Annotated in this window: 18 protein-coding genes; 6 read left to right on the forward strand and 12 right to left on the reverse strand. The window is 45.6% G+C overall.

Going from position 1 to position 18,728, the window contains the following annotated elements:
- Positions 1-78 precede the first annotated feature (78 nt).
- Together HUB64_RS10920 and HUB64_RS10925 are read left to right on the forward strand one after the other, a co-directional pair.
- A complete protein-coding gene (locus HUB64_RS10920; RefSeq protein WP_173496992.1) occupies positions 79-2,214 on the forward strand; it encodes a S9 family peptidase in 2,136 nt (711 codons plus the stop codon).
- Between the two features lie 11 nt (positions 2,215-2,225).
- A complete protein-coding gene (locus HUB64_RS10925; protein ID WP_173496993.1) occupies positions 2,226-2,684 on the forward strand; it encodes a GIY-YIG nuclease family protein in 459 nt (152 codons plus the stop codon).
- Positions 2,685-2,708: 24 nt separating this feature from the next.
- Here the strand turns inward: HUB64_RS10925 and HUB64_RS23310 are convergent, their stop codons facing one another.
- Complete coding sequence (locus HUB64_RS23310; protein WP_263187938.1) at positions 2,709-2,831, reverse strand: hypothetical protein; 123 nt, start codon at positions 2,829-2,831, stop codon at positions 2,709-2,711.
- A gap of 267 nt (positions 2,832-3,098) precedes the next feature.
- Here HUB64_RS23310 and HUB64_RS23165 point away from each other — a divergent pair, with 267 nt between their 5' ends.
- Positions 3,099-3,494 (forward strand): hypothetical protein, encoded by a 396-nt coding sequence (locus tag HUB64_RS23165; protein ID WP_254451408.1) that lies wholly within the window; start codon positions 3,099-3,101, stop codon positions 3,492-3,494.
- 134 nt (positions 3,495-3,628) lie between these two features.
- Positions 3,629-3,976 carry a hypothetical protein gene (locus HUB64_RS23170; RefSeq protein WP_254451409.1) on the forward strand — a complete coding sequence of 116 codons (348 nt, stop codon included), beginning with the start codon at positions 3,629-3,631 and terminating at the stop codon, positions 3,974-3,976.
- A gap of 532 nt (positions 3,977-4,508) precedes the next feature.
- On the opposite strand, the gene HUB64_RS10935 is transcribed toward HUB64_RS23170, so the two are convergent.
- The 4 genes from HUB64_RS10935 to HUB64_RS10945 form a co-directional block, all read right to left on the reverse strand.
- Positions 4,509-5,201 (reverse strand): hypothetical protein, encoded by a 693-nt coding sequence (locus HUB64_RS10935; protein ID WP_105250981.1) that lies wholly within the window; start codon positions 5,199-5,201, stop codon positions 4,509-4,511.
- A 121-nt stretch (positions 5,202-5,322) separates the two neighbouring features.
- Positions 5,323-5,526 (reverse strand): hypothetical protein, encoded by a 204-nt coding sequence (locus HUB64_RS23175; RefSeq protein WP_254451410.1) that lies wholly within the window; start codon positions 5,524-5,526, stop codon positions 5,323-5,325.
- A gap of 11 nt (positions 5,527-5,537) precedes the next feature.
- Positions 5,538-5,792 (reverse strand): hypothetical protein, encoded by a 255-nt coding sequence (locus HUB64_RS23180; RefSeq protein WP_254451411.1) that lies wholly within the window; start codon positions 5,790-5,792, stop codon positions 5,538-5,540.
- 308 nt (positions 5,793-6,100) lie between these two features.
- The gene (locus tag HUB64_RS10945; RefSeq protein ID WP_173496994.1) at positions 6,101-6,886 is read right to left on the reverse strand and encodes a hypothetical protein; all 786 of its coding nucleotides are present in this window, start codon (positions 6,884-6,886) and stop codon (positions 6,101-6,103) included.
- Positions 6,887-7,155: 269 nt separating this feature from the next.
- Here HUB64_RS10945 and HUB64_RS10950 point away from each other — a divergent pair, with 269 nt between their 5' ends.
- Positions 7,156-7,923 carry a bifunctional 2-polyprenyl-6-hydroxyphenol methylase/3-demethylubiquinol 3-O-methyltransferase UbiG gene (locus HUB64_RS10950; RefSeq protein ID WP_173496995.1) on the forward strand — a complete coding sequence of 256 codons (768 nt, stop codon included), beginning with the start codon at positions 7,156-7,158 and terminating at the stop codon, positions 7,921-7,923.
- A 25-nt stretch (positions 7,924-7,948) separates the two neighbouring features.
- Here the strand turns inward: HUB64_RS10950 and HUB64_RS10955 are convergent, their stop codons facing one another.
- The 3 genes from HUB64_RS10955 to HUB64_RS10965 form a co-directional block, all read right to left on the reverse strand.
- Positions 7,949-9,985 carry a M14 family metallopeptidase gene (locus tag HUB64_RS10955; protein WP_173496996.1) on the reverse strand — a complete coding sequence of 679 codons (2,037 nt, stop codon included), beginning with the start codon at positions 9,983-9,985 and terminating at the stop codon, positions 7,949-7,951.
- A gap of 133 nt (positions 9,986-10,118) precedes the next feature.
- Positions 10,119-11,255, reverse strand: coding sequence for an FUSC family protein (locus HUB64_RS10960; RefSeq protein ID WP_173496997.1), 1,137 nt, complete (start codon positions 11,253-11,255; stop codon positions 10,119-10,121).
- A gap of 274 nt (positions 11,256-11,529) precedes the next feature.
- A complete protein-coding gene (locus tag HUB64_RS10965) occupies positions 11,530-12,780 on the reverse strand; it encodes a dicarboxylate/amino acid:cation symporter (protein ID WP_173496998.1) in 1,251 nt (416 codons plus the stop codon).
- Between the two features lie 499 nt (positions 12,781-13,279).
- Between HUB64_RS10965 and HUB64_RS10970 the strand changes: the two genes are divergently transcribed.
- Positions 13,280-13,636: a hypothetical protein gene (locus HUB64_RS10970; protein ID WP_173496999.1), complete on the forward strand. Its 357-nt coding sequence runs from the start codon at positions 13,280-13,282 to the stop codon at positions 13,634-13,636.
- Positions 13,637-13,832: 196 nt separating this feature from the next.
- On the opposite strand, the gene HUB64_RS10975 is transcribed toward HUB64_RS10970, so the two are convergent.
- The 4 genes from HUB64_RS10975 to hslR all read right to left on the reverse strand — a co-directional run bounded on the left by HUB64_RS10975 (position 13,833) and on the right by hslR (position 18,664).
- On the reverse strand, positions 13,833-15,392 hold the full coding sequence (locus HUB64_RS10975; RefSeq protein WP_173497000.1) for an AbgT family transporter: 1,560 nt from the start codon (positions 15,390-15,392) through the stop codon (positions 13,833-13,835).
- Between the two features lie 258 nt (positions 15,393-15,650).
- A complete protein-coding gene (locus tag HUB64_RS10980) occupies positions 15,651-17,192 on the reverse strand; it encodes a phosphoenolpyruvate carboxykinase (RefSeq protein WP_173497001.1) in 1,542 nt (513 codons plus the stop codon).
- 198 nt (positions 17,193-17,390) lie between these two features.
- Positions 17,391-18,251: an Hsp33 family molecular chaperone HslO gene (gene hslO, locus HUB64_RS10985; protein WP_105250990.1), complete on the reverse strand. Its 861-nt coding sequence runs from the start codon at positions 18,249-18,251 to the stop codon at positions 17,391-17,393.
- 14 nt (positions 18,252-18,265) lie between these two features.
- The gene (hslR, locus tag HUB64_RS10990) at positions 18,266-18,664 is read right to left on the reverse strand and encodes a ribosome-associated heat shock protein Hsp15 (protein WP_011848177.1); all 399 of its coding nucleotides are present in this window, start codon (positions 18,662-18,664) and stop codon (positions 18,266-18,268) included.
- Positions 18,665-18,728 lie beyond the last annotated feature (64 nt).

Raw genomic sequence — 18,728 nt, forward strand, 5'->3', positions numbered from 1 at the left:
ATCATACTGAACACATAAGCTAATTGACTTGCCGTCGCATTCTTCGACGGTCGTTATGGACGTCACAAGGACGTATAAATGCGCTCTCTGCTACTCACTTTAGGTATTGCTATGCTGTTATCCGCTTGTTCGACCTCCAAAGGGCAAGTACCCGCCCCGGTTGCTGAAAAAATTCCCCATGTGATGACTTTACATGGCGTAACGCGTACCGATGATTACTATTGGCTGCGTGATGATGAGCGCAAAGATCCTAAAGTGTTGGCCTATCTCAACGTTGAGAATCGCTATACCGCGGCTTATTTCAAACCATTAAAGCCGCTGCAAGATGGTCTTTATAAAGAGTTAACCGAGCGTTTAGTCGCCGATGAGTCGAGCGTGCCGTACCAATGGCATCAGCACAGCTATTATCACAGATACCAAGAGGGCAGCGAATATCCGCTGATCAGCCGTAAGGGCGCCGATGGTGTTGAGCAAGTGATGCTCGATGTTAACGAGCGAGCTAAGGGCCATGAGTTTTATGGTTTAGGCGGCGCCAGTGTCAGCCCAGATGAAACCATGTTGGCCTTTGGTGAAGACGTCCTCAGCCGCCGTGTATATCACATCTATTTTAAAGACTTGGCTTCGGGCGACATGATCACCGATGTACTTGAAAATACCGAAGGTCGCGTAGTGTGGGCGAACGACAACAAGCATGTGTTCTATATCGCCAAAGATCTAAAAACCTTGCTGGGCTATCAAGTGTATCGCCACGAGCTGGGCACTAAGCAATCGAGCGATGTCTTAGTGTATGAAGAACAAGACGATTCATTTTATATCTCGCTCGGCAAAACCTTAGATGAGTCGCAAATTGTGTTGTTCCAAGAAAGCACCACGACGAGTGAAGTGTCTATTCTCGATACCAGCGAGCCTTTAGGTTTATTCAAGCCAGTATTAGCGCGGGAAGAAGGCCACGAATACAGTGTGTCTAAGCTGGGTGATACTTATTACATTCTCACCAACTGGCAGGCGACTAACTTCCGTTTGATGAAAGTTGCCATCAAAGATGCGGCGGACAAATCTAAGTGGCAAGAAGTGGTTGCGCATAATCCCAATGCCCGTATCGAAGACGAGTTAGTGCTCAAGGATTATCTGATTATTCAGACCCGTGAAAACGGCCTGACGCGGATTAAAGTGATGCCGCTCAATGGTCAAAAGCCCTTCGAGTTGAGCTTTGATGAACCTGCCTATGTGATGGGTTTAGAGATTAATTCCCAGCAAGACAGCAATAAGTTACGCATTTTCTACTCCAGCCTAACGACGCCAGAAGCCGTATACGAATATTCGCTGGTGAATCCCGATAGACGTGATTTATTAAAACAAGATCAAGTCTTAGGCGGCTTTGATGCCAGCCAGTATCGTGCCGAACGGATATTTGTGACGGCCCGCGATGGTGCGAAAGTGCCCGTCTCTTTGGTATATCGCAAAGATAAATTCAAGAAAGATGGCACTAACCCTCTGTATCAATACGGTTATGGATCTTACGGTTACACAGTAGAACCCGATTTTTCTTCATCTGTTATTAGTTTGCTTGACCGCGGTTTTGTGTATGCCATTGCCCATGTGCGAGGCTCAGAAATGCTAGGTCGCCCTTGGTATGACAATGGTAAGTTGTTGAATAAGAAGAATACCTTCAATGATTTTATTGACGTAACAACGGCATTAACGGCGCAAGGTTATGGCGACAAAAACAAGGTAGTTGCCTCTGGCGGCAGCGCGGGTGGTTTGCTAATGGGCGCGATTGCTAACCAAGCGCCGGACAAGTATTTCGCCCTTGCAGCCCATGTACCTTTTGTTGATGTGGTGACGACAATGCTGGACGAGTCGATTCCGTTGACGACCAATGAGTACGACGAGTGGGGCAATCCGAACGAGAAAACTTACTTTGATTACATGTTGAGTTACTCGCCCTACGACAATGTCACCGAGCAAGAATACCCACACATGTTAGTGACGACTGGTTTGCATGATTCCCAAGTGCAGTATTTTGAACCCGCCAAGTGGGTCGCTAAACTGCGCGATGTACAGAATAAGTGGTACAAGATGGATGATAAGGTGTTGTTATTCAATGTGGATATGGAAGCTGGCCACGGCGGTAAGAGTGGTCGTTATCGCCAGTACCAAGACACTGCCCAAGAATATGCGTTCTTCTTGAGTCTATTAGGTATGGCGAAGTAGGTTATTCGCAAGTGACTGAATCAGCCGTCAGCCTAGGCAATACGGACATAGAAGCTGTGCAGCAACATGAGTCACTGGTGGCAGACACACTTGTCCCAGTGACTAGCGCTGTCGCAACCAAAAATGTTGTTACAGAAGCTTCGCTGAATCCCGTACCATTAAATCCTGCACCATCGAAGCCTACACCCATAAAATCAGCACCCCTCTGGTATTTGTATCTAGTTCGCTGCGCCAACGGGCATTTATACACAGGCGTCACCACCGACGTAGCGCGACGCTTTAGCGAGCATCAGTCGGGTGGCATCAAATCCGCTAAGTATCTGCGCGGTAAAGGTCCATTAACGCTGATGTATCAAGAGCAGGTTGGCAGTCACGGCGATGCACTGCGCCGTGAGATTGCAGTTAAAAAGCTGAGTCGCGCTCAAAAGCTGACGTTGATTGAGTCAGAGCGTGGATTAGTAGATCGTTAACACTGCATCATACTTGTTCTGTGACTAGTAATGATTAAGCACTGTCATTCCAGTGACTCGCCGTAGATATATCCCTATAGGCTCGACGACGGCATCCATTCCGTCAACGGTCACTTCCATGTCAGTGCTTAATCTGGCTAACTGCATAGTATCCTGTTACCTAGAGCATTCTCTTAAGCCTAATGTCAGACAGAACTATCTATCTTAGTTGGCATGATCCTATTGCAATATATGATAGGTTTGTAACTCGCACATGGGATATTCTGTCTGATAGATTGTTGTGTAAGGAAAGTGATAGAAATCTGATTAATTTATTTTGATACAAATAGTTAACGATGCACGCTTTCTCTGCTCTAATGAGGTAAGCGAGCATGCACACTATTCAAAGGTTATCTTAATGGAGGTCTTTTTTATATGCATGGCGTTTGCAAATTATGTAATCAAGAAGCGAAGCTTGAGTTGAGTCATTTTATTCCAAAATTTATAGGAAAGTGGCTTAAGAAGACTTCAATTACGGGTTATTTAAGAGATGGAAATCAAGTAAGTAAACGACAGCAAGATATAGCCAAAGAATATTGTTTATGTGGAGATTGCGAAGATTTATTTTCAACATGGGAAAGAACTTTTTCGGTTAAAATATTCCACCCTTATATGAAAAACTCGAGTTTAGTAGCAGTGTATGGAAATTGGTTGTCAAAATTTGCAGCCTCTTTGTCTTGGCGAACACTTACTTATGTTCGCAGCAAAAATAGTCATGAAACTAAACCGCAAGAATACCTAGAAATGTTGGAAAAAGCTGAAGAGGGTTAGCCAACTTCTTACTTGGTAAATCTTCAAACTTATACGAATTTGAGCAACACATATTTCCTCTTGATGTTATTGAGTCAACAAATTTCGATAATCTTCCAACAAACATCAATCGGTATTTCCTTCGTGCTATTGCCATGGATATTGTGGGTAACTCACAAGGCACGTACATTTATACGAAGTTACCTTCGTTTATTGTTATAGGTGTAATTAAGTCAAAGCAATCGAAACAAATGCGATCTAGCCGTGTGGCTATTAGCGGTGGAACAATATCCCCAAGACAGTACGTCTTTCCTGACGGTTTTGATGGTTATATCAGGGATGCTGCAAATAAAATATCTGAACTATACGAGCAAATCCCAGAAGAACAGCTTGCAAAGATTGAAAATTATGTGATTGATAATGTGGATAAAGTGGTAGGTTCAAAACTGTTTGAAGCTATTGTCCATGATTATGAGAGGTTTGGTCGAAAGTCATTAAGATAATAAAGCATTTAAGAGTGATTCCTAAAGCTTGGTATTTTTAGTTCAAGGTTGGGGGCTAGTGGCAATGTTGCTCATACTTGAATGCAACATTATATGTGAAGTTTATCAAGGCATTCATTGTTCAATTTGGCCACAGGTATACTCAAAGGTTAATGAGATTAAGCACTGTCATGGAAGTAACCGTTGGCGGCATGTCCGCTCTTTCACATCCATGTGATCGCGGTATTTGCACTTCTGTATGCAGCAGATGCCGCCGTTGAGCCTATAGGGACACTTCTTGTTAAACGAAAGGGCGGCGAGTCACTAGAATGACAGTGCTTAATAGCTTAACGATTAACTTCCATAATAAATCAAGTGTTTAAGACTTTTTTGCCACCAAAGACTGGTCTGCATTGGGGAGCGTCGATTTTTCTTCTGCTGAGCGATAAGTTTGTCTGCTATTGGTATTCTGAACTCCATTCAACAGGCTAAGAATGCCACTTACACAGATCTTTTCGCGCTCTCGAACTACATGTCCGGCCTTTTTCTATGCTTAATTTACAATCCCTGGTAGGGCTTCTCTTAAAAGTTCCAACTCCTTTTTGTTTGCTTTAATCCAAAGTTTTTTCAAGTTTGGTATCGAAGCCAATATTTCTACTGTCTCTTTAGTCTTAATTACATTTGTTTCAACAAGATACAACGCAAAAATATTTTTATTTCCACGCAATTCGTCAATACTGGACAACTGTGGGTTTCCACTGAGGTCTAACATTTTTACGCTGTCCAGCGTTGAAATGATAGAACCAAAATCTAACTTTTGACATTTATTTAAAGATAAGTAACTTAAATTCTGGGTGTTTCCGGTAATTTCAGAGAGTTTGCTTGCATGGGACACACTTAATGATTCAACTGAGTCTGAGCATAAATTAATTGACTCTAATGAACGAACAATGGAGCAGTTTAATGAAATTGCGACATCAACTTTTAGATTAATAACTTTGGAGTTGAATATATTTACATGCTTAATCCCGTCAACCAATTCAGATGATTCATTTTGCTCAACATAACCTTTCCGAATGAATGCCATTATGGCTTTCCAATCATCTCGCTGCCACTCAGCGTTATATACATAATCCAATATTGGTAATATAGAATCGAAGGTAGGTAATGAATTTTCCCACCTCTGCCATTCTGAAACATTTTCTGGTGCTAACTTTATATATTTCTTAAAAGATGAAATGTCCATATTATCACTTAATTAAAATTGGGTTGTCGAATTCAGAACGTTGATCTCTTCCGGTATATTTTTGCATTTCTTTTGAGAAACGGCTCTAAATTCTGATGATTTATTCTGTCACGCTATCCCTTTACTCACTCTTATTTGAGCTGACTAAAGCTTTAAAGCGAAGGTCACTCTTGCTCAGAGGGGTAAGTGCCTCGGCTTTGGTGAGATATTGCATAGTGATGTGGATAGCGTCTTGATGGTGACTAAATTCCCTAAAAAGACGCTTTGCAATCAGCAGATTTAATTGATGTGCGGCTAATGAGGCATGCCCATGATTTATCTGCAAAATAACCTCTTCTAGGGAGATAGGGGAATTTCTCCCAAGGTTATAAGAAAGGCTTTTGCGACAGTTCTGGCGTGTGAGAAATAGTCTGAGTGTGCATCTAAGGCGTAAATATACTTGAAAATGTGTTTGGCTAGGGCTTTATTGCCGTTGCGATAAAAAGATTCGCCATCAAAACAAATATCCCCTAGTCCTTCCATTATCTGCCTAGGGTTATCCGATAGGGAAAGCGATTCAATTTCTTTTTGGTATTCCGAAAACTGATCCATATGCTCGACCTTACTGGCAATACAGTGTGACTTTTCGACTATTGAAGTGGGAAGGCTGACAATCTTAGCAAATCCACTAGGTTAAAGTGTAACGGTCTGAATAAAATCAACGTCATTTCTGCAAACTCAAGCTTAATTTCGGTATAAAAAAATGCCACTACAAGGGGTTAGTGGCATAAATGCATAAGTCGGGCAAAGCTTAAAAGGGTGGGTAGAAGACTGACATCTTGGCTGGGAACCGTTGCAACATCAGCCTCTACGCCGGGAAGAGGGTAAAACCTTCGGGAGTAGAGTGGTAAAACGGCGCGTTATTGCATGCTCACTGGGCCGTCGATTTTGTTAAATGTCACATCGCCAGAACCTGCCGCAAGAATCGTTAATCCCTTAGTGTTAAAGACATTAATGTTGCCTGAGCCGTCTGTGATGGTCACAGCACTTTGCACATTGGCGACCTCGATGTTGCCCGAGCCGTCATCAATTGCGATATTGCCGCGAATATCGGTCACCTTGATGGCACCAGAGCCATCTTCAATGGTTAGGCTGCCGTTGATTTGGCTGATTTCAATATCACCTGAGCCATCCTCTATGTTGATATTGTTACCACCGTTGATAGTGAGCTCACCCGAACCGTCTTTGACGTTCATGTCCGACGTCATCTTGTTGATCAAAATAGCCCCTGAACTGTCATCGATATCCAGTGTAAAGAGCGCAGGGACTTGGAGTTTTAGGTCTATATAGGGCGAGTTATTATTAGAATCTGCTTGCTCAAAGTTGGCCTTGAGCTTGGCTTTATTGGCTTTTTTCTCAAGGGTGAGAATGACTTTGCTGTCATCGTTGCCGTCCTTATTGCTATAGATGTCGGCGATGAGTTTAATTTGGGCTAGGCCTTCGACACCGATAATTTCGAGACTGCCTGCGCCAGTTTCTGCAATCAGGCCTTGTAAGTCTTGGCTATCGAGTGTGAGTTCGCGTTGCTGGTGGTCTAAGTCTGGCATGCCTGCAGCGTTCACATTAAGAATGCAGCCAGTGAGCGATACTCCAGCAGTAAAAAACACTATAAAAGCGAGGGTGAATATAAATGGGCGTAGTGACATGTTAGCTTCCTTGTTTATCTGGCACTCGATTTTTTGGGTGAGTGCTGAGTCGTCTTGCGATGAATAAGACATTGCACAGCCCATGCCAATTTTAAGTTTCATTTATAATCAATTAGTTAAGCTGAAAGTGTCCGAGGTTCACTGTGCGGACATGTCCGCTACATGGGTGATTTACTCATAGATTAGTGAAATTGCTCATTTATTAAGTTAGTTTAAGCTCCGTAAGTCACGCGGAATCAAAAATACAAAAAAGACAAGAAGGGATGCTGATGGATTATTTAACAACAAACAAAACGGCTTGGGATGCGCGCACTCGGGTACATTTAACTTCTGATTTTTATGATGTGGCGGGCTTTCTTAGTGGTAAGACTTCGCTGCGGGAAATTGAGCTAGGTGAACTCGAGGTTGCAGGTAAAAGTTTGCTGCATCTGCAATGTCATTTCGGCTTAGACACCTTGTCGTGGGCGCGAATGGGATCGAGAGTCACTGGCGTCGATTTGTCAGAGGTCGCGATTGTTGAAGCGCAAAAGCTGGCAGAACGGACACAGTTGTCCGCTGAGTTTATCTGTAGCGATGTTTACAGTGTGGCGAGCAAGGTTGAGCCTCACGATATTGTGTTTACGTCCTATGGTGCCATTGTGTGGCTGCCGGATTTAACTCTGTGGGCGCAGACAGTGGCTGCCTGTTTAACACCCGGCGGACAGTTTTACATGGCCGAGTTCCATCCTGCGCAGCAGCTATTCGATGGCTATAGCTATTTTAATCGGGGTGAGCCAGACATAGAGCAGGAAGGCACATATACCGAAAATACCGGTGATGATCAGCAAACCTTAATGTGCTGGTCGCACAGTTTATCTGAAGTGATCAATGCGTTATTGCAGGCGGGCTTAGTGTTGGAGTTTTTCCACGAATTTGATTTCAGCCCCTATAACTGCTTTGAAGGGCTCGAAGCGCAAGAAGATGGTCGTTATGTGTTAACACACCAAGGGCAGAAGGTGCCCTTGGTGTATAGCATCAGTGCGCGTAAGCCAGCGTAATCACAGCCTTTTGTAATCGCGATGATCAGCGACTACGGTAAACCGGATACTTAAGGTATTGGTTATCGTAGTAAGGGCTGCGTTCATAGAACCAGCGTAGGCGTGCCTCAGGATCGGCGGCAAACTCGGCATTGGTCAGTGCTTTGTCGAACTCAGCTTGTAGCTTAGGATCATCTTTTAGCATCTTGGCCGCCAGTGGCTCTACCGCATAATCTTCAATGTATTCAGTGCGAGTGAAGATAGGATTGAAGAAACCCCATTGCAGTAAAGAATCTGGTGATTGCGGCTCAAGCAGTAAAATCGCCAGATCGCCTAGCGGTTGATCTGTACTGATTTTAATGGTGCCAGCGGGCAGTGTGGTGCTGACTTTGGTTAACTCTGACTCAGCTTTGACCGTTTGGCGGCCCTCAAAATCCTTAGTGTTAAACACGGGATTGCTGAGGGTATATTGCTGCAATTTCAACTCGGTTGGCTTTTTGAGCGTGGTCATGCGAATGCCATGCACGTTAAGACGATCAATCACTTGAGTCCATTGCGCTGGAATATAGTAAGCACTCGGACGAGTGACCTTAATGTCGGGCACTGTTTCAGCCATCACAGGCAAGTTAGGGTAAAGCTTAGGTTCACCTGTCCAGCGCACAACTTCAGCGCCACTGATGGGGCTCTTTTCAAGTTGATAATCTATGCCTTTAAAATCCCAGCCTTTTTCTAATGGTGCTAATTTCCAAGTAAGGGTGATTAGCGGTGAGGCGCGGTATTTATCTTCTTGAATCGCACTCTTGAGTTTCGTCGCCTGTTCACCCACGGTTTTGAGGGTTTGCGCTAACATCACATAAGTGCCGAGCACCCTTTGCTTAAAGGGCTTTAGGCTGTGGTTTTCAACCAGAATGGTGGGCAAATGGCGAGCATCGCCATAACCGTTAGAGAAGCGCGGGCTTGGATTCCACAGCGACATGCCTTTGTTAATATCGGCGTTATCCACGGCAAAAATCAGTGCGCCGGGAATATGGCCTTGTTCCGTTAATGCGGCTTCAACCGCAGGTCTGTAGCTGTTTTCGAGCCAGCGGTAGCTCGCAGGGCTTAAGCCTTGGGCAAGGTTATAACCGAAGGTAACATCGTATTGATAGTCGATGCCGTCAGTAACATGGACATCGATATACAGATCCGGTTGCCATACGTTGATTGCGCGCAGCATGTGCTGCATTTCTAAGCTGTCAGCCTTAGCATAATCGCGGTTAAGGTTGAGATTATTAGCCGTAGTGCGCCAGCCCATATTCACAGGGCCACGTTGATTTACACGATTAAATTCGCCGCTGCGCTCATGGGCATCAACACTAAAAATAGGCACAAACAAGAGGTTGGCTTTATCGAGCAGGGCACTTTTATCACCTTGGATAATGTCTCGTAGCAGCATCATGCCGGCATCCTTACCGTCGATTTCTCCCGCATGAATTCCCGCCTGCACTAGCACTGTCGGTTTAGTGTTTTGTTTGAGGCGTGCCGATTCATTAATGCCTTCACTGCTGGCGATATACATCCAAATATCGCGCCCTTGTGGGCTCTTACCTAAACTCACCTTTTGTAATTTATCTGTCTCGCCCGCGAGTTTATCGAGCCAAGCGATAGTGGCATCGTAGCTTGGACTTTCAATACCGCCACTTTGCTCAAAGGGAGTCGCCCACTCGCTATCAACACTTAACATGAGCGATTCGCTGGCGCCATGCCAAGTGATGCTGGGCGGTAAAATCGCATCGTTGACAAAGGTGTTGGCTCGTTCAGGAATGGGCGCTGGTTGTGCTTCTGGCGCTGCAACTGTGGTATCGGCCAGTACATTAGTCGCAGTTTCAGTCGCTTGGCTATTCGCTGCTGGACTTGCATCCTGTGACGTTGTGATTACTGGGGAGCCAACTGCCAATGTTTCGGTGGTAGAGGCTTGCGCCATAGTGGCTGCCGGAGTTGTTTGGGCTGTGGTTTTCGCATCATTGGCAAAAGCATTCCCTGAGGACAGATTGCCCGTAGAGAGACAGGCAATGGCGATAACGGAGAAAGAAAACAAGCGCATGAAAAGAGTCCATATATCGAATTTTTATTAGGACGGTATCTTTTCATTAAACGCCCCGTTAACGCAAGGGCGGCTAAGGGTTATCCGGTATTTCTGACATGGATTTAAGCACTAAGCGGAATGGTAAAATCGACTAAGCCGTTTTGTTGGGCGTTATCTGAGAAGCTGGCCGCTTGTGATAGGCAATGTCGATAATGGCAATGTCTTTATAAAGTGCTTCGACAGCAATTGCGAGTTGATAAATCAGCCAGCTATAACCTGTGAGCGCAAATCCCTGCGGCACTTGGTCGTTTACGGCTGTCACTGGATCAGCGGTTGATGCTTGAGTGGCTGCGATTAGGGCAAGCTGGAGTCTGTGTTGTAATTCTTGATCTAAGCACTCTGGTAGTGTCGGTAATTGTTGAGCTTTACCCGCTACAAATTCTGCAAGTTGTTGCAAATAGAAGGCAAGCTCAGAGGCAACCGCATTAATCTGCAGATAGGCGTCTTTGTCTTCTTCCTGCCAGCGGGTTAAGGGTAAGAGTTCAAGTAAGGTGATTAAGCGCACTTGTTTATTGGCTAACTGCGACAGTAGGACTTTGTGTTTTTTGAGGGTTTGACTTTCCCATTCCAAGGAGAAAAACAGTTTCTTTTGAGTGAGTACGGCCTTCATCGCAGCCTCCAGTCTAGCGCGAAAATCGATCTCATGATTGGCGGGCGCCTTAAGATGCTCGGCTAATACTTCGGCCATATTGTCGATGGCATGGGTGAGTTGGGATCGCCAATCTTGTTTAGCTTTAATCGGAAAAATGAACAGTGAGACCAAAATAGCAATCACGCAGCCGGAGAGGATGTTGGCCGTGCGCCATAGTGCCTCAGAGGTGTCATGGTTGGCATCGCCGACCACGATTATGATGGTAAATCCGGCCACTAAATAGGCATAGCTGTAACGTCCGGCCGAGATAAAACAAATCAAGCTAACGGCTAAGATCAGCAGGCTCATGATTAGCCAATAACTGTCCACAGTGGCAACTAACATCACCCCATAAGCTGAGCCTAAACAAGTGCCTATCGCCCTTTGTAGCGATTTTTCAATCGCGCCGCCTACCTGAGGTAAGCTCATCATAATGATCACTATCGTGACCATGCTCCAAATAAAATGCGGTGGCGCCCAAATGGCATTAATAGTGACAGCAACGAGTAAGGCTAGCCCGAGCTTTAGGGCGTGAATTGAGCGGAAATGGCGATAGATAAAGTCGGCAAAGGGTGTGGCTGGGGCAAATACAGACATAAGGCAAAATTCCTTTGAGCTAACTTAGCGATGTTAATCTAGTGGCAGTATCGCAGAAAAACCGTGTCACTTGCGGCCATAGCGCCATAAAGAAATGTAAATTGCGAAATCTAGCAAATTGAGCTTAGTGGATGGCGCGGGAGAGATCACATTAACACTCAGATTAAATAGGCTTAACTGATGCGTGTAGAGGCAGGTCATTATACCGTGCTGCAGATATAAAAAAGGCTTGAATAAGCGTTGCCTATTCAAGCCTATATTCAAAGTGTTTGAGTTAGCTTAAGCTGCGCTCACTATCCGTTTTAACGTCAACTTCTGTGTATTTATCCATAATCAAGGCACAAGCCGCATCGCCTGTGATATTGAGTGCGGTACGGATCATGTCAAAAACCCTGTCTAACGCAAACAGCAAAGGTAAACCATCGATAGGAATTCCCGCAGCTAACAGCACTGCCACTACTAAGAAGGATGGGCCCGGCACACCTGCTTGACCAATTGCGCCTAAGGTTGAGGTGAAAATGATGGCCGCATAGGCTGTCATCGACAGATCAACGTTATACATTTGGGCGAAGAACATGGCCACTAAACCATAATAAATCGCGTTGCCGCTCATATTAATGGTGGCGCCTAACGGCAGTACAAAAGCCGTGGTTGCCTTAGAGACTTTAAGATCTTCCTCGCAGGTTTCCATATTCACTGGCAGAGTCGCCATTGACGAGGCAGTCGATAAGGCCATTACCTGCGGCTTCTTCATTGCCGAAATAAACTGGCGCGCAGACACTCTTGAGAAGAGTTGTACCACTAATGGGAAGAAGATAAATCCGTAGATCAGAATCGCAGCAACAAACACGGCGAATAACTTAAACACGACTTCTAGTGCATCGAAACCGAAGGTGCCGACAGAATCGGCCATCAAACCAAATACACCGATAGGGGCAATGATCATCACGCAGTTGATCATCCACACAAAGGCATCGACGACTGTGTTGAGTGCGGCCAAAATAGGTTTCGCGCCATCGCCTTTAACTTTAGTCAGTGCGATGCCGAAGAAGATACTAAAGACTAAGATTTGTAATATGTTACCGCCGTTCAGCGACTCGAACACATTGGTTGGGATCATGCCGATAAAGGTATCCATTACCCCTGGTAATGCGCCATGTTCCTTGGTTACTTCCATCAAGTCTGTGCTGCTGTGGGCGGTAAAATCAACGCCTGCACCCGGTTGGAACAGATTACCCATCAAGAGTGCAAGCACAACGGCAAAGCCCGACGTGACAATAAAAAAGCCGAAAGTGCCAATGCCAATCTTACCCGCCGATGGGCTATCGCCTAAGCTCGCTGCTCCGCTGATGATAGAAACCAATACCAGTGGTATCACTAGCATTTTGATTAAATGGATGAAAATGGTTCCGAGTGGTGCAAACACACTTGCACTCTCGCCCATCATAAAACCCACCAGTGCACCGATAATCATGGCAATAACCACTTGCACACCAATGTTACCTAATAAACTCTTGCTCTTCATTCTTGCGAAACTCCCCAGTTGCCGCAGCATTTTGTGTCATGCACAGACGATTTGAACCTAGACGACTCAAGCTTTAGTGATTAAGGCTTACTCTAGGCTAAAGGTTCACTCTATGTTAAAGGCAAATGCCCGACATTTTTGACCGAGTAAAGTACCACAATTGCATAGCAGGGGATTGTGAAACATCACCAACCTTGGTTTCAAAATAACCAAAGTCTAAATCACGTTAACGTTAAATGAGGAATGCTTAAATTTATGCACTTAAAAATGAATAAAGCTTATTTTATTGTGGGGTTTTAACTGCCGAATTGATGAATTGTGATTTTTACTTTGATGGGCGCAGATATCCTCTCGTATTCTTTGGGCGGCTTGAGTCGTTGGTCACCCATCTTTTACTTGTATGAATCATGAGAGTGGTTAATAGCTAAAAAACCTCCATGATCATTCAACTCTGTGACTCACTCAGTTTTCCCTATGACAACTCCATTTCGAGGACATTATGAACATCACCTCATTTTTCGGCCCGCCCGAATCGTTACAGTGCTGGATAAGAAAGTGCGTCGAACAACCTGGATTAAGTTATTGGCTGGTTTATCAAGATCTTGATGAAAGTGAATTCCTGCAACTGACCACTCCATTATTCCCGATAGTGAATGATATGAGAGACCTATCGGATGACGAAATCGATGCCTTTGAGGATAGCTTAGGCCGGAGTGACTATGGTTATCTGCTAAACACTGACCAGATTGAGGATGTGATCGATAACCTGATGCAGCAAAAAGCTCAGCCCAGTGAACAGGAACTACTTGAAGCTATTATCTTTTACTATGAGCGAGATGCGTTTATAGATATTTAAGTGTTTATTTTTATTTTGTTGTTTCTATATAAAATAAAATTACGTGTTGTTAGCGGTAAAATACCGACGGTTAACGTCGGCATTTGTGTTTAAGGCGAGGTAATAAGTTGTGCACCATTTAGTGGTTATTGAGGTATTGAGCGCCTGTTTATTATGAATTCAATTTCGCAAGCACTCTGAATACCTCTTGAACGCCCTAAGGCATTGCAGGGAAGGAGAGCGAGCTGCCAATCCCTAGAGGCAGGCCTAATGCCCAATATGCCAGTAAGAAACCGCTCCAAAGTAAAAGAAAACTGATTGAAAACGGCAACATCAGCGCCACTAAGGTGCCTATGCCCGATTCCTTAACGTATTTTTGGCAAAACACCACAATTAACGGAAAGTAAGGCATCAGTGGGGTGATGATATTAGTGGATGAGTCGCCCACTCGGTAAGCGGCTTGAGTCAAATCCGGTGACACACCTAGTTCCATTAACATGGGCACCATAATGGCACCAATCAATGCCCATTTGGCTGAAGCGGAACCCACTAATAGATTGACGAACGCAGTGAGAAACACAATGCCTACCAGTGTCACACCCATAGGAAGGGCTAATTCCTTTAACGCCAATGCGCCTTTAATTGCCATTAATGCGCCTAAATTGGATTGACCAAAAGCATAAATAAACTGGGCGCAGAAGAAGGCCATGACGATGTAATAACCCATGCCACTCATGGATTTACTCATGCCCTGAATAATGGCTCTGTGGTTGTTTGCCGTGCCGGCGACGTAGCCATAGACTATGCCGGGCACGAGGAAGAACACAAAAATAATCGCCACAATGGAGCGCATTAATGGCGCTGAAGCACTGGTTAAGGCGCCGTCAGTAGCACGCCAAGCAGAATGTTCACCATAGGCGGTTAATACTAATCCTAATGCACACAACAACATGGCGGCCATGGCGAATTTGAGTCCGCGGCGCTCATGGGGTTGCAGTTCATCTAGGGTTGGGAGCGTGCAGGGATCGCCATTCACCGCAGTGTTTTTTAGGCGCGGCTCGATAACTTTATCCGTTAAGAACCAGCCAACTAAGATAATTAAAATGGCAGAAGCCGAAGTAAAAAAGATGTTATTCAGTGGGTTAATCGTTAATGTGGCGGCCGCGGGATCGGCTGATAATCTTGCCGCTGCCTGAGTTAAGCCCGCTAACATAGGATCAAGGCTGGATGGCACGCCAACGGTTGCAGAAAAACCGCCGGATACGCCAGCGAAAGCGGCGGCAATACCGGCTAAGGGATGACGACCCGCGGCATAGAAGATCACCGCGCCGAGTGGGATAACGAGTACATAACCCGCATCAACCGCGACATGGCTCAGAATACCCACGGCGATCAATACCGGGGTGAGTAACATCTTGGGGGTAACAGATAAAATCGAGCGCAGGCCAGCATTAATAAAGCCAGTATGCTCAGCAACGCCAAGCCCCAGCATAGCAACCAGCACGACACCGAGCGGCGGGAAAGTCACAAAGGTGGAGACTATGTTCGAGGTAAATGCAGTCAGTGCGCCGCCTTCGAGCATATTCACGACTTGAATGGGGTTGCCAGTACGAGGGTCGATTTCATCAAAACTGACACCCGATAATCCCCAAGAGATCAGCCAGACTAAGCCCAGAAACATCGCAAATAATACCGCTGGATCAGGCAGTTTATTGCCGACGACTTCGACGCCATTGAGAAATCGCTGGAATCTAGTGACAGGTTTATGATTTTCCATTTGGGTGCCGCTTCCTAAAAAATGATGATTGTTATCGGTGATTATAAAAACGCAGCATTAATTTAAGCTTGGTTTAACTAATCGATAAGAAATAAAACACATAAAAATCTATCGTAGTGGCTTTAGTGTGGATGGATTTAATCATCACTAAATCAATTTAGCCGCAAATAAAAAGCGCGGGTTCATGACTGAACCCGCGCTTTTTTGTGAAACGATATTTTTGACTCAATAATCGTACCGAATAGAGCCGCTACGCGCTTATGCCTTTGGGCCAGCGTTACGGATAGCGTCTGACACTTGATACTTAGCGAAGTTTTTAGTGAAAGCTTCGGCCAGCTTCTGGGCGTATTCGGCATATAGCGCTTTATCGCCCCAAGTGTTGATTGGATTGAGTAAATTGCTGTCTACGCCTGTGACTGCCACAGGAACGGCGAGGTTCAAGGTGTCTAAGTGGACGGTTTCCACATCTTTCAATTCACCGCTGACAATCGCATCGACGATGGCGCGGGTGGTTGGGATGTCAAAACGTTTACCTACACCGTGTGGGCCACCAGTCCAACCAGTGTTGACTAAGTACACTTGGCTGCCGAATGACTCAATGCGCTTCATTAGCAGTTCAGCGTACACGCCAGCAGGGCGCGGGAAGAAAGGTGCGCCGAAGCACGTTGAGAAGGTGGATTGAATCGCTGAGGTTGAGCCGATTTCAGTTGAACCTACTTTGGCGGTATAGCCAGACAAGAAGTGGTATGCCGCTTGTTCTTTGGTCAGGATAGAAACCGGTGGTAATACGCCAGATACGTCGCAGGTTAAGAATACAACCGCATGTGGCTCAGCGCCGCAGTTGTCTTCTTTACGTTGGGCAATGTGCTCCAGCGGATAGGCTGCGCGAGTATTTTCCGTTAGGCTGCTGTCTTTGTAGTTAGGTACGCGGTGTTCGTCCATAACGACGTTTTCAAGCACAGTGCCGAAACGAATCGCATCCCAAATCACGGGCTCATTCTTTTGGCTTAAGTCGATACATTTGGCGTAGCAACCGCCTTCGATGTTGAATACGCCGCCAGGTGCCCAGCCGTGTTCATCGTCACCAATCAGGAAGCGTTTTGGATCGGCAGAGAGTGTGGTTTTACCTGTGCCAGATAAACCGAAAAACAGTGTAGTGTCACCATCTTTACCCACGTTGGCCGAACAGTGCATAGGTAGCACGCCTTGGGCTGGCAGTAGGAAGTTCTGCACTGAGAACATAGACTTTTTCATTTCGCCAGCGTATTTCAGGCCGGCAAGCAGCACTTTACGTTCAGCGAAGTTTAAAATCACGGTCGCATCTGAGTTAGTGCCATCACGTTCTGGTACGCAAACAAAGTCAGGGGCATTGATGATCTGCCACACTGGTTTGTCTTTACGATTAAATTCTTCAGGAATGATAAATAGATTGCGGGCGAACAGTTGGTGCCAAGCGTATTGCGTGGTGACTCGTACTGGTTGGTAATGTTCAGTGTCGGCACCGACTTCGAGATCAGATACAAACAGTTCTTTATCGGCTAGGTAAGCTTCAACCCGTGCCCATAAACCTTCAAAAGCACCTGGATCGAAAGCCTGATTGACTGGGCCCCATTCGATATCAGCTTCTGAACTGGGTTCTCTAACAATGAAACGATCGCCAGGTGAGCGACCGCTGCGAGCGCCTGTTTTAGCAACTAATGCGCCATTGGCTGTCAATTCACCTTCGCCGCGTAGCAGGGCAAATTCGACAAGTTGTGCTGTTGAGGGGTTAAAGTGAACGCGGTTTAATCCATCCGCCATAGTGAGGTCTCCATTTGATTTGTAAGGTTATTTTAATATCGATCGTCTGCCGATTTAATTTTATTTATCGCCTGAGTCGTGCTAGGTGACAAAGTGAGGGCGATTGTAGCCTAAGCCGAGTGCAATGTGTGAGGGGATTATAGGTATGAATAAAAAATGGGCGCCAAATAGGGCGCCCATTTTTTAGGGGGAGTCGTTTTACTGCTGGGTTGTTGATGTTTGACCGTTAGCAAATAAGGTTGCTACGTCTATGGCATCAAAGGTGTATTTAGCGTGGCAATATTCGCAACCCATTTCTATCTTGCCATCTTCGGCCAGTATGGCTTCGATTTCTGCTTGATCTAAGGTTTTGATCGCGCCGGCACTGCGCTCATGGGAACAAGTGCATTTGAAGCTCACATCGATAGGATCAAATAAGCGTACTTCTTCCTGATGATAGAGGCGATGTAACACGCTTTCTGCATCAAGAGTAAATAGCTCTTCGGCCTTGATGGTCGACGTCAGTTGGCTCAAGTGTTCGAAGTCGGCGTTGTGATCTTGCTGGCTTGGCAGAATTTGTAGGAACATGCCCGCCGCTTGTTTGCCGTCGGCAAATAACCAAATTCCCGTAGGTAACTGCTCAGATTGATTGAAGTATTCTTCAACACAGGCAGCAAGCGTTGGCTTGTCTAGTGCAACGACACCTTGGTAGCGTTCACCTTCGTCGGGTGTTAAGGTGATGACCATATAGCCTTGGCCGAAGAGTTCTGTGAGGCTAGCATCATCGGCGAGTTCAGCATTCCAGCGAGCCACACCGCGTAACTCTTGTAAATTGTTACCGTTGATCACCGCTAAAGAAACAGGGCCGTTGCCTTGTAACTGTACGCTGATATCACCGCTAAATTTCAATGTAGCGGTTAATAGTGAGGTGGCTGCCATTAATTCACCCAGTAGCACTTGCAGTACGGCTGGGTATTCTTGGGCGCTTATCACTTGTTGATAGCTGTCTTGTAACTGCACCAGTTCACCGCGCACATCGGCATTATCGAACAAGTAGCGGTGTAAAGTATCTTGGTTCATCGTGTATCTCACTGTTAAAGGTCTTTAAAGCGCATGAGCTGGCGTCGTTGCTTTTTATCTGGTTTCTGATCGGGTATCGGGTTATTGAGCATGTGGAGGCGTCGTTGCTCAGCATTAATGGCCCGTTTAGCCAGACTTGTCGCGGTTTCTTCGTACAATTCTTGTGCAATCGCACCACTTTGGCGTAATTGCGATAATTTTTTTATGACGATCTCTTTATCGTCATATCCTTGGCGTATCTTAAGGACGGCGCCTATCTCGGCATTCCTACTAGATTTGGCACGCTGGCCGTTGTAATGTACTTTGCCGCCGTTAATCATTTCTTTGGCGATGGCACGGGTTTTATAAAAACGTGCAGCCCAAAGCCACTTATCGAGTCGAATGTCTGTTTTATCGCTTTGACCTTGAGTCATAGTGTCTCCAGCTAAAAGATCGATGAGTTCACATGCCGAGCAAGAAAATGCGTGAAGAGCATTT

Origin of the sequence: Shewanella sp. ISTPL2 (assembly GCF_013283205.1) — a bacterium.
GTDB lineage: Bacteria > Pseudomonadota > Gammaproteobacteria > Enterobacterales > Shewanellaceae > Shewanella > Shewanella oncorhynchi.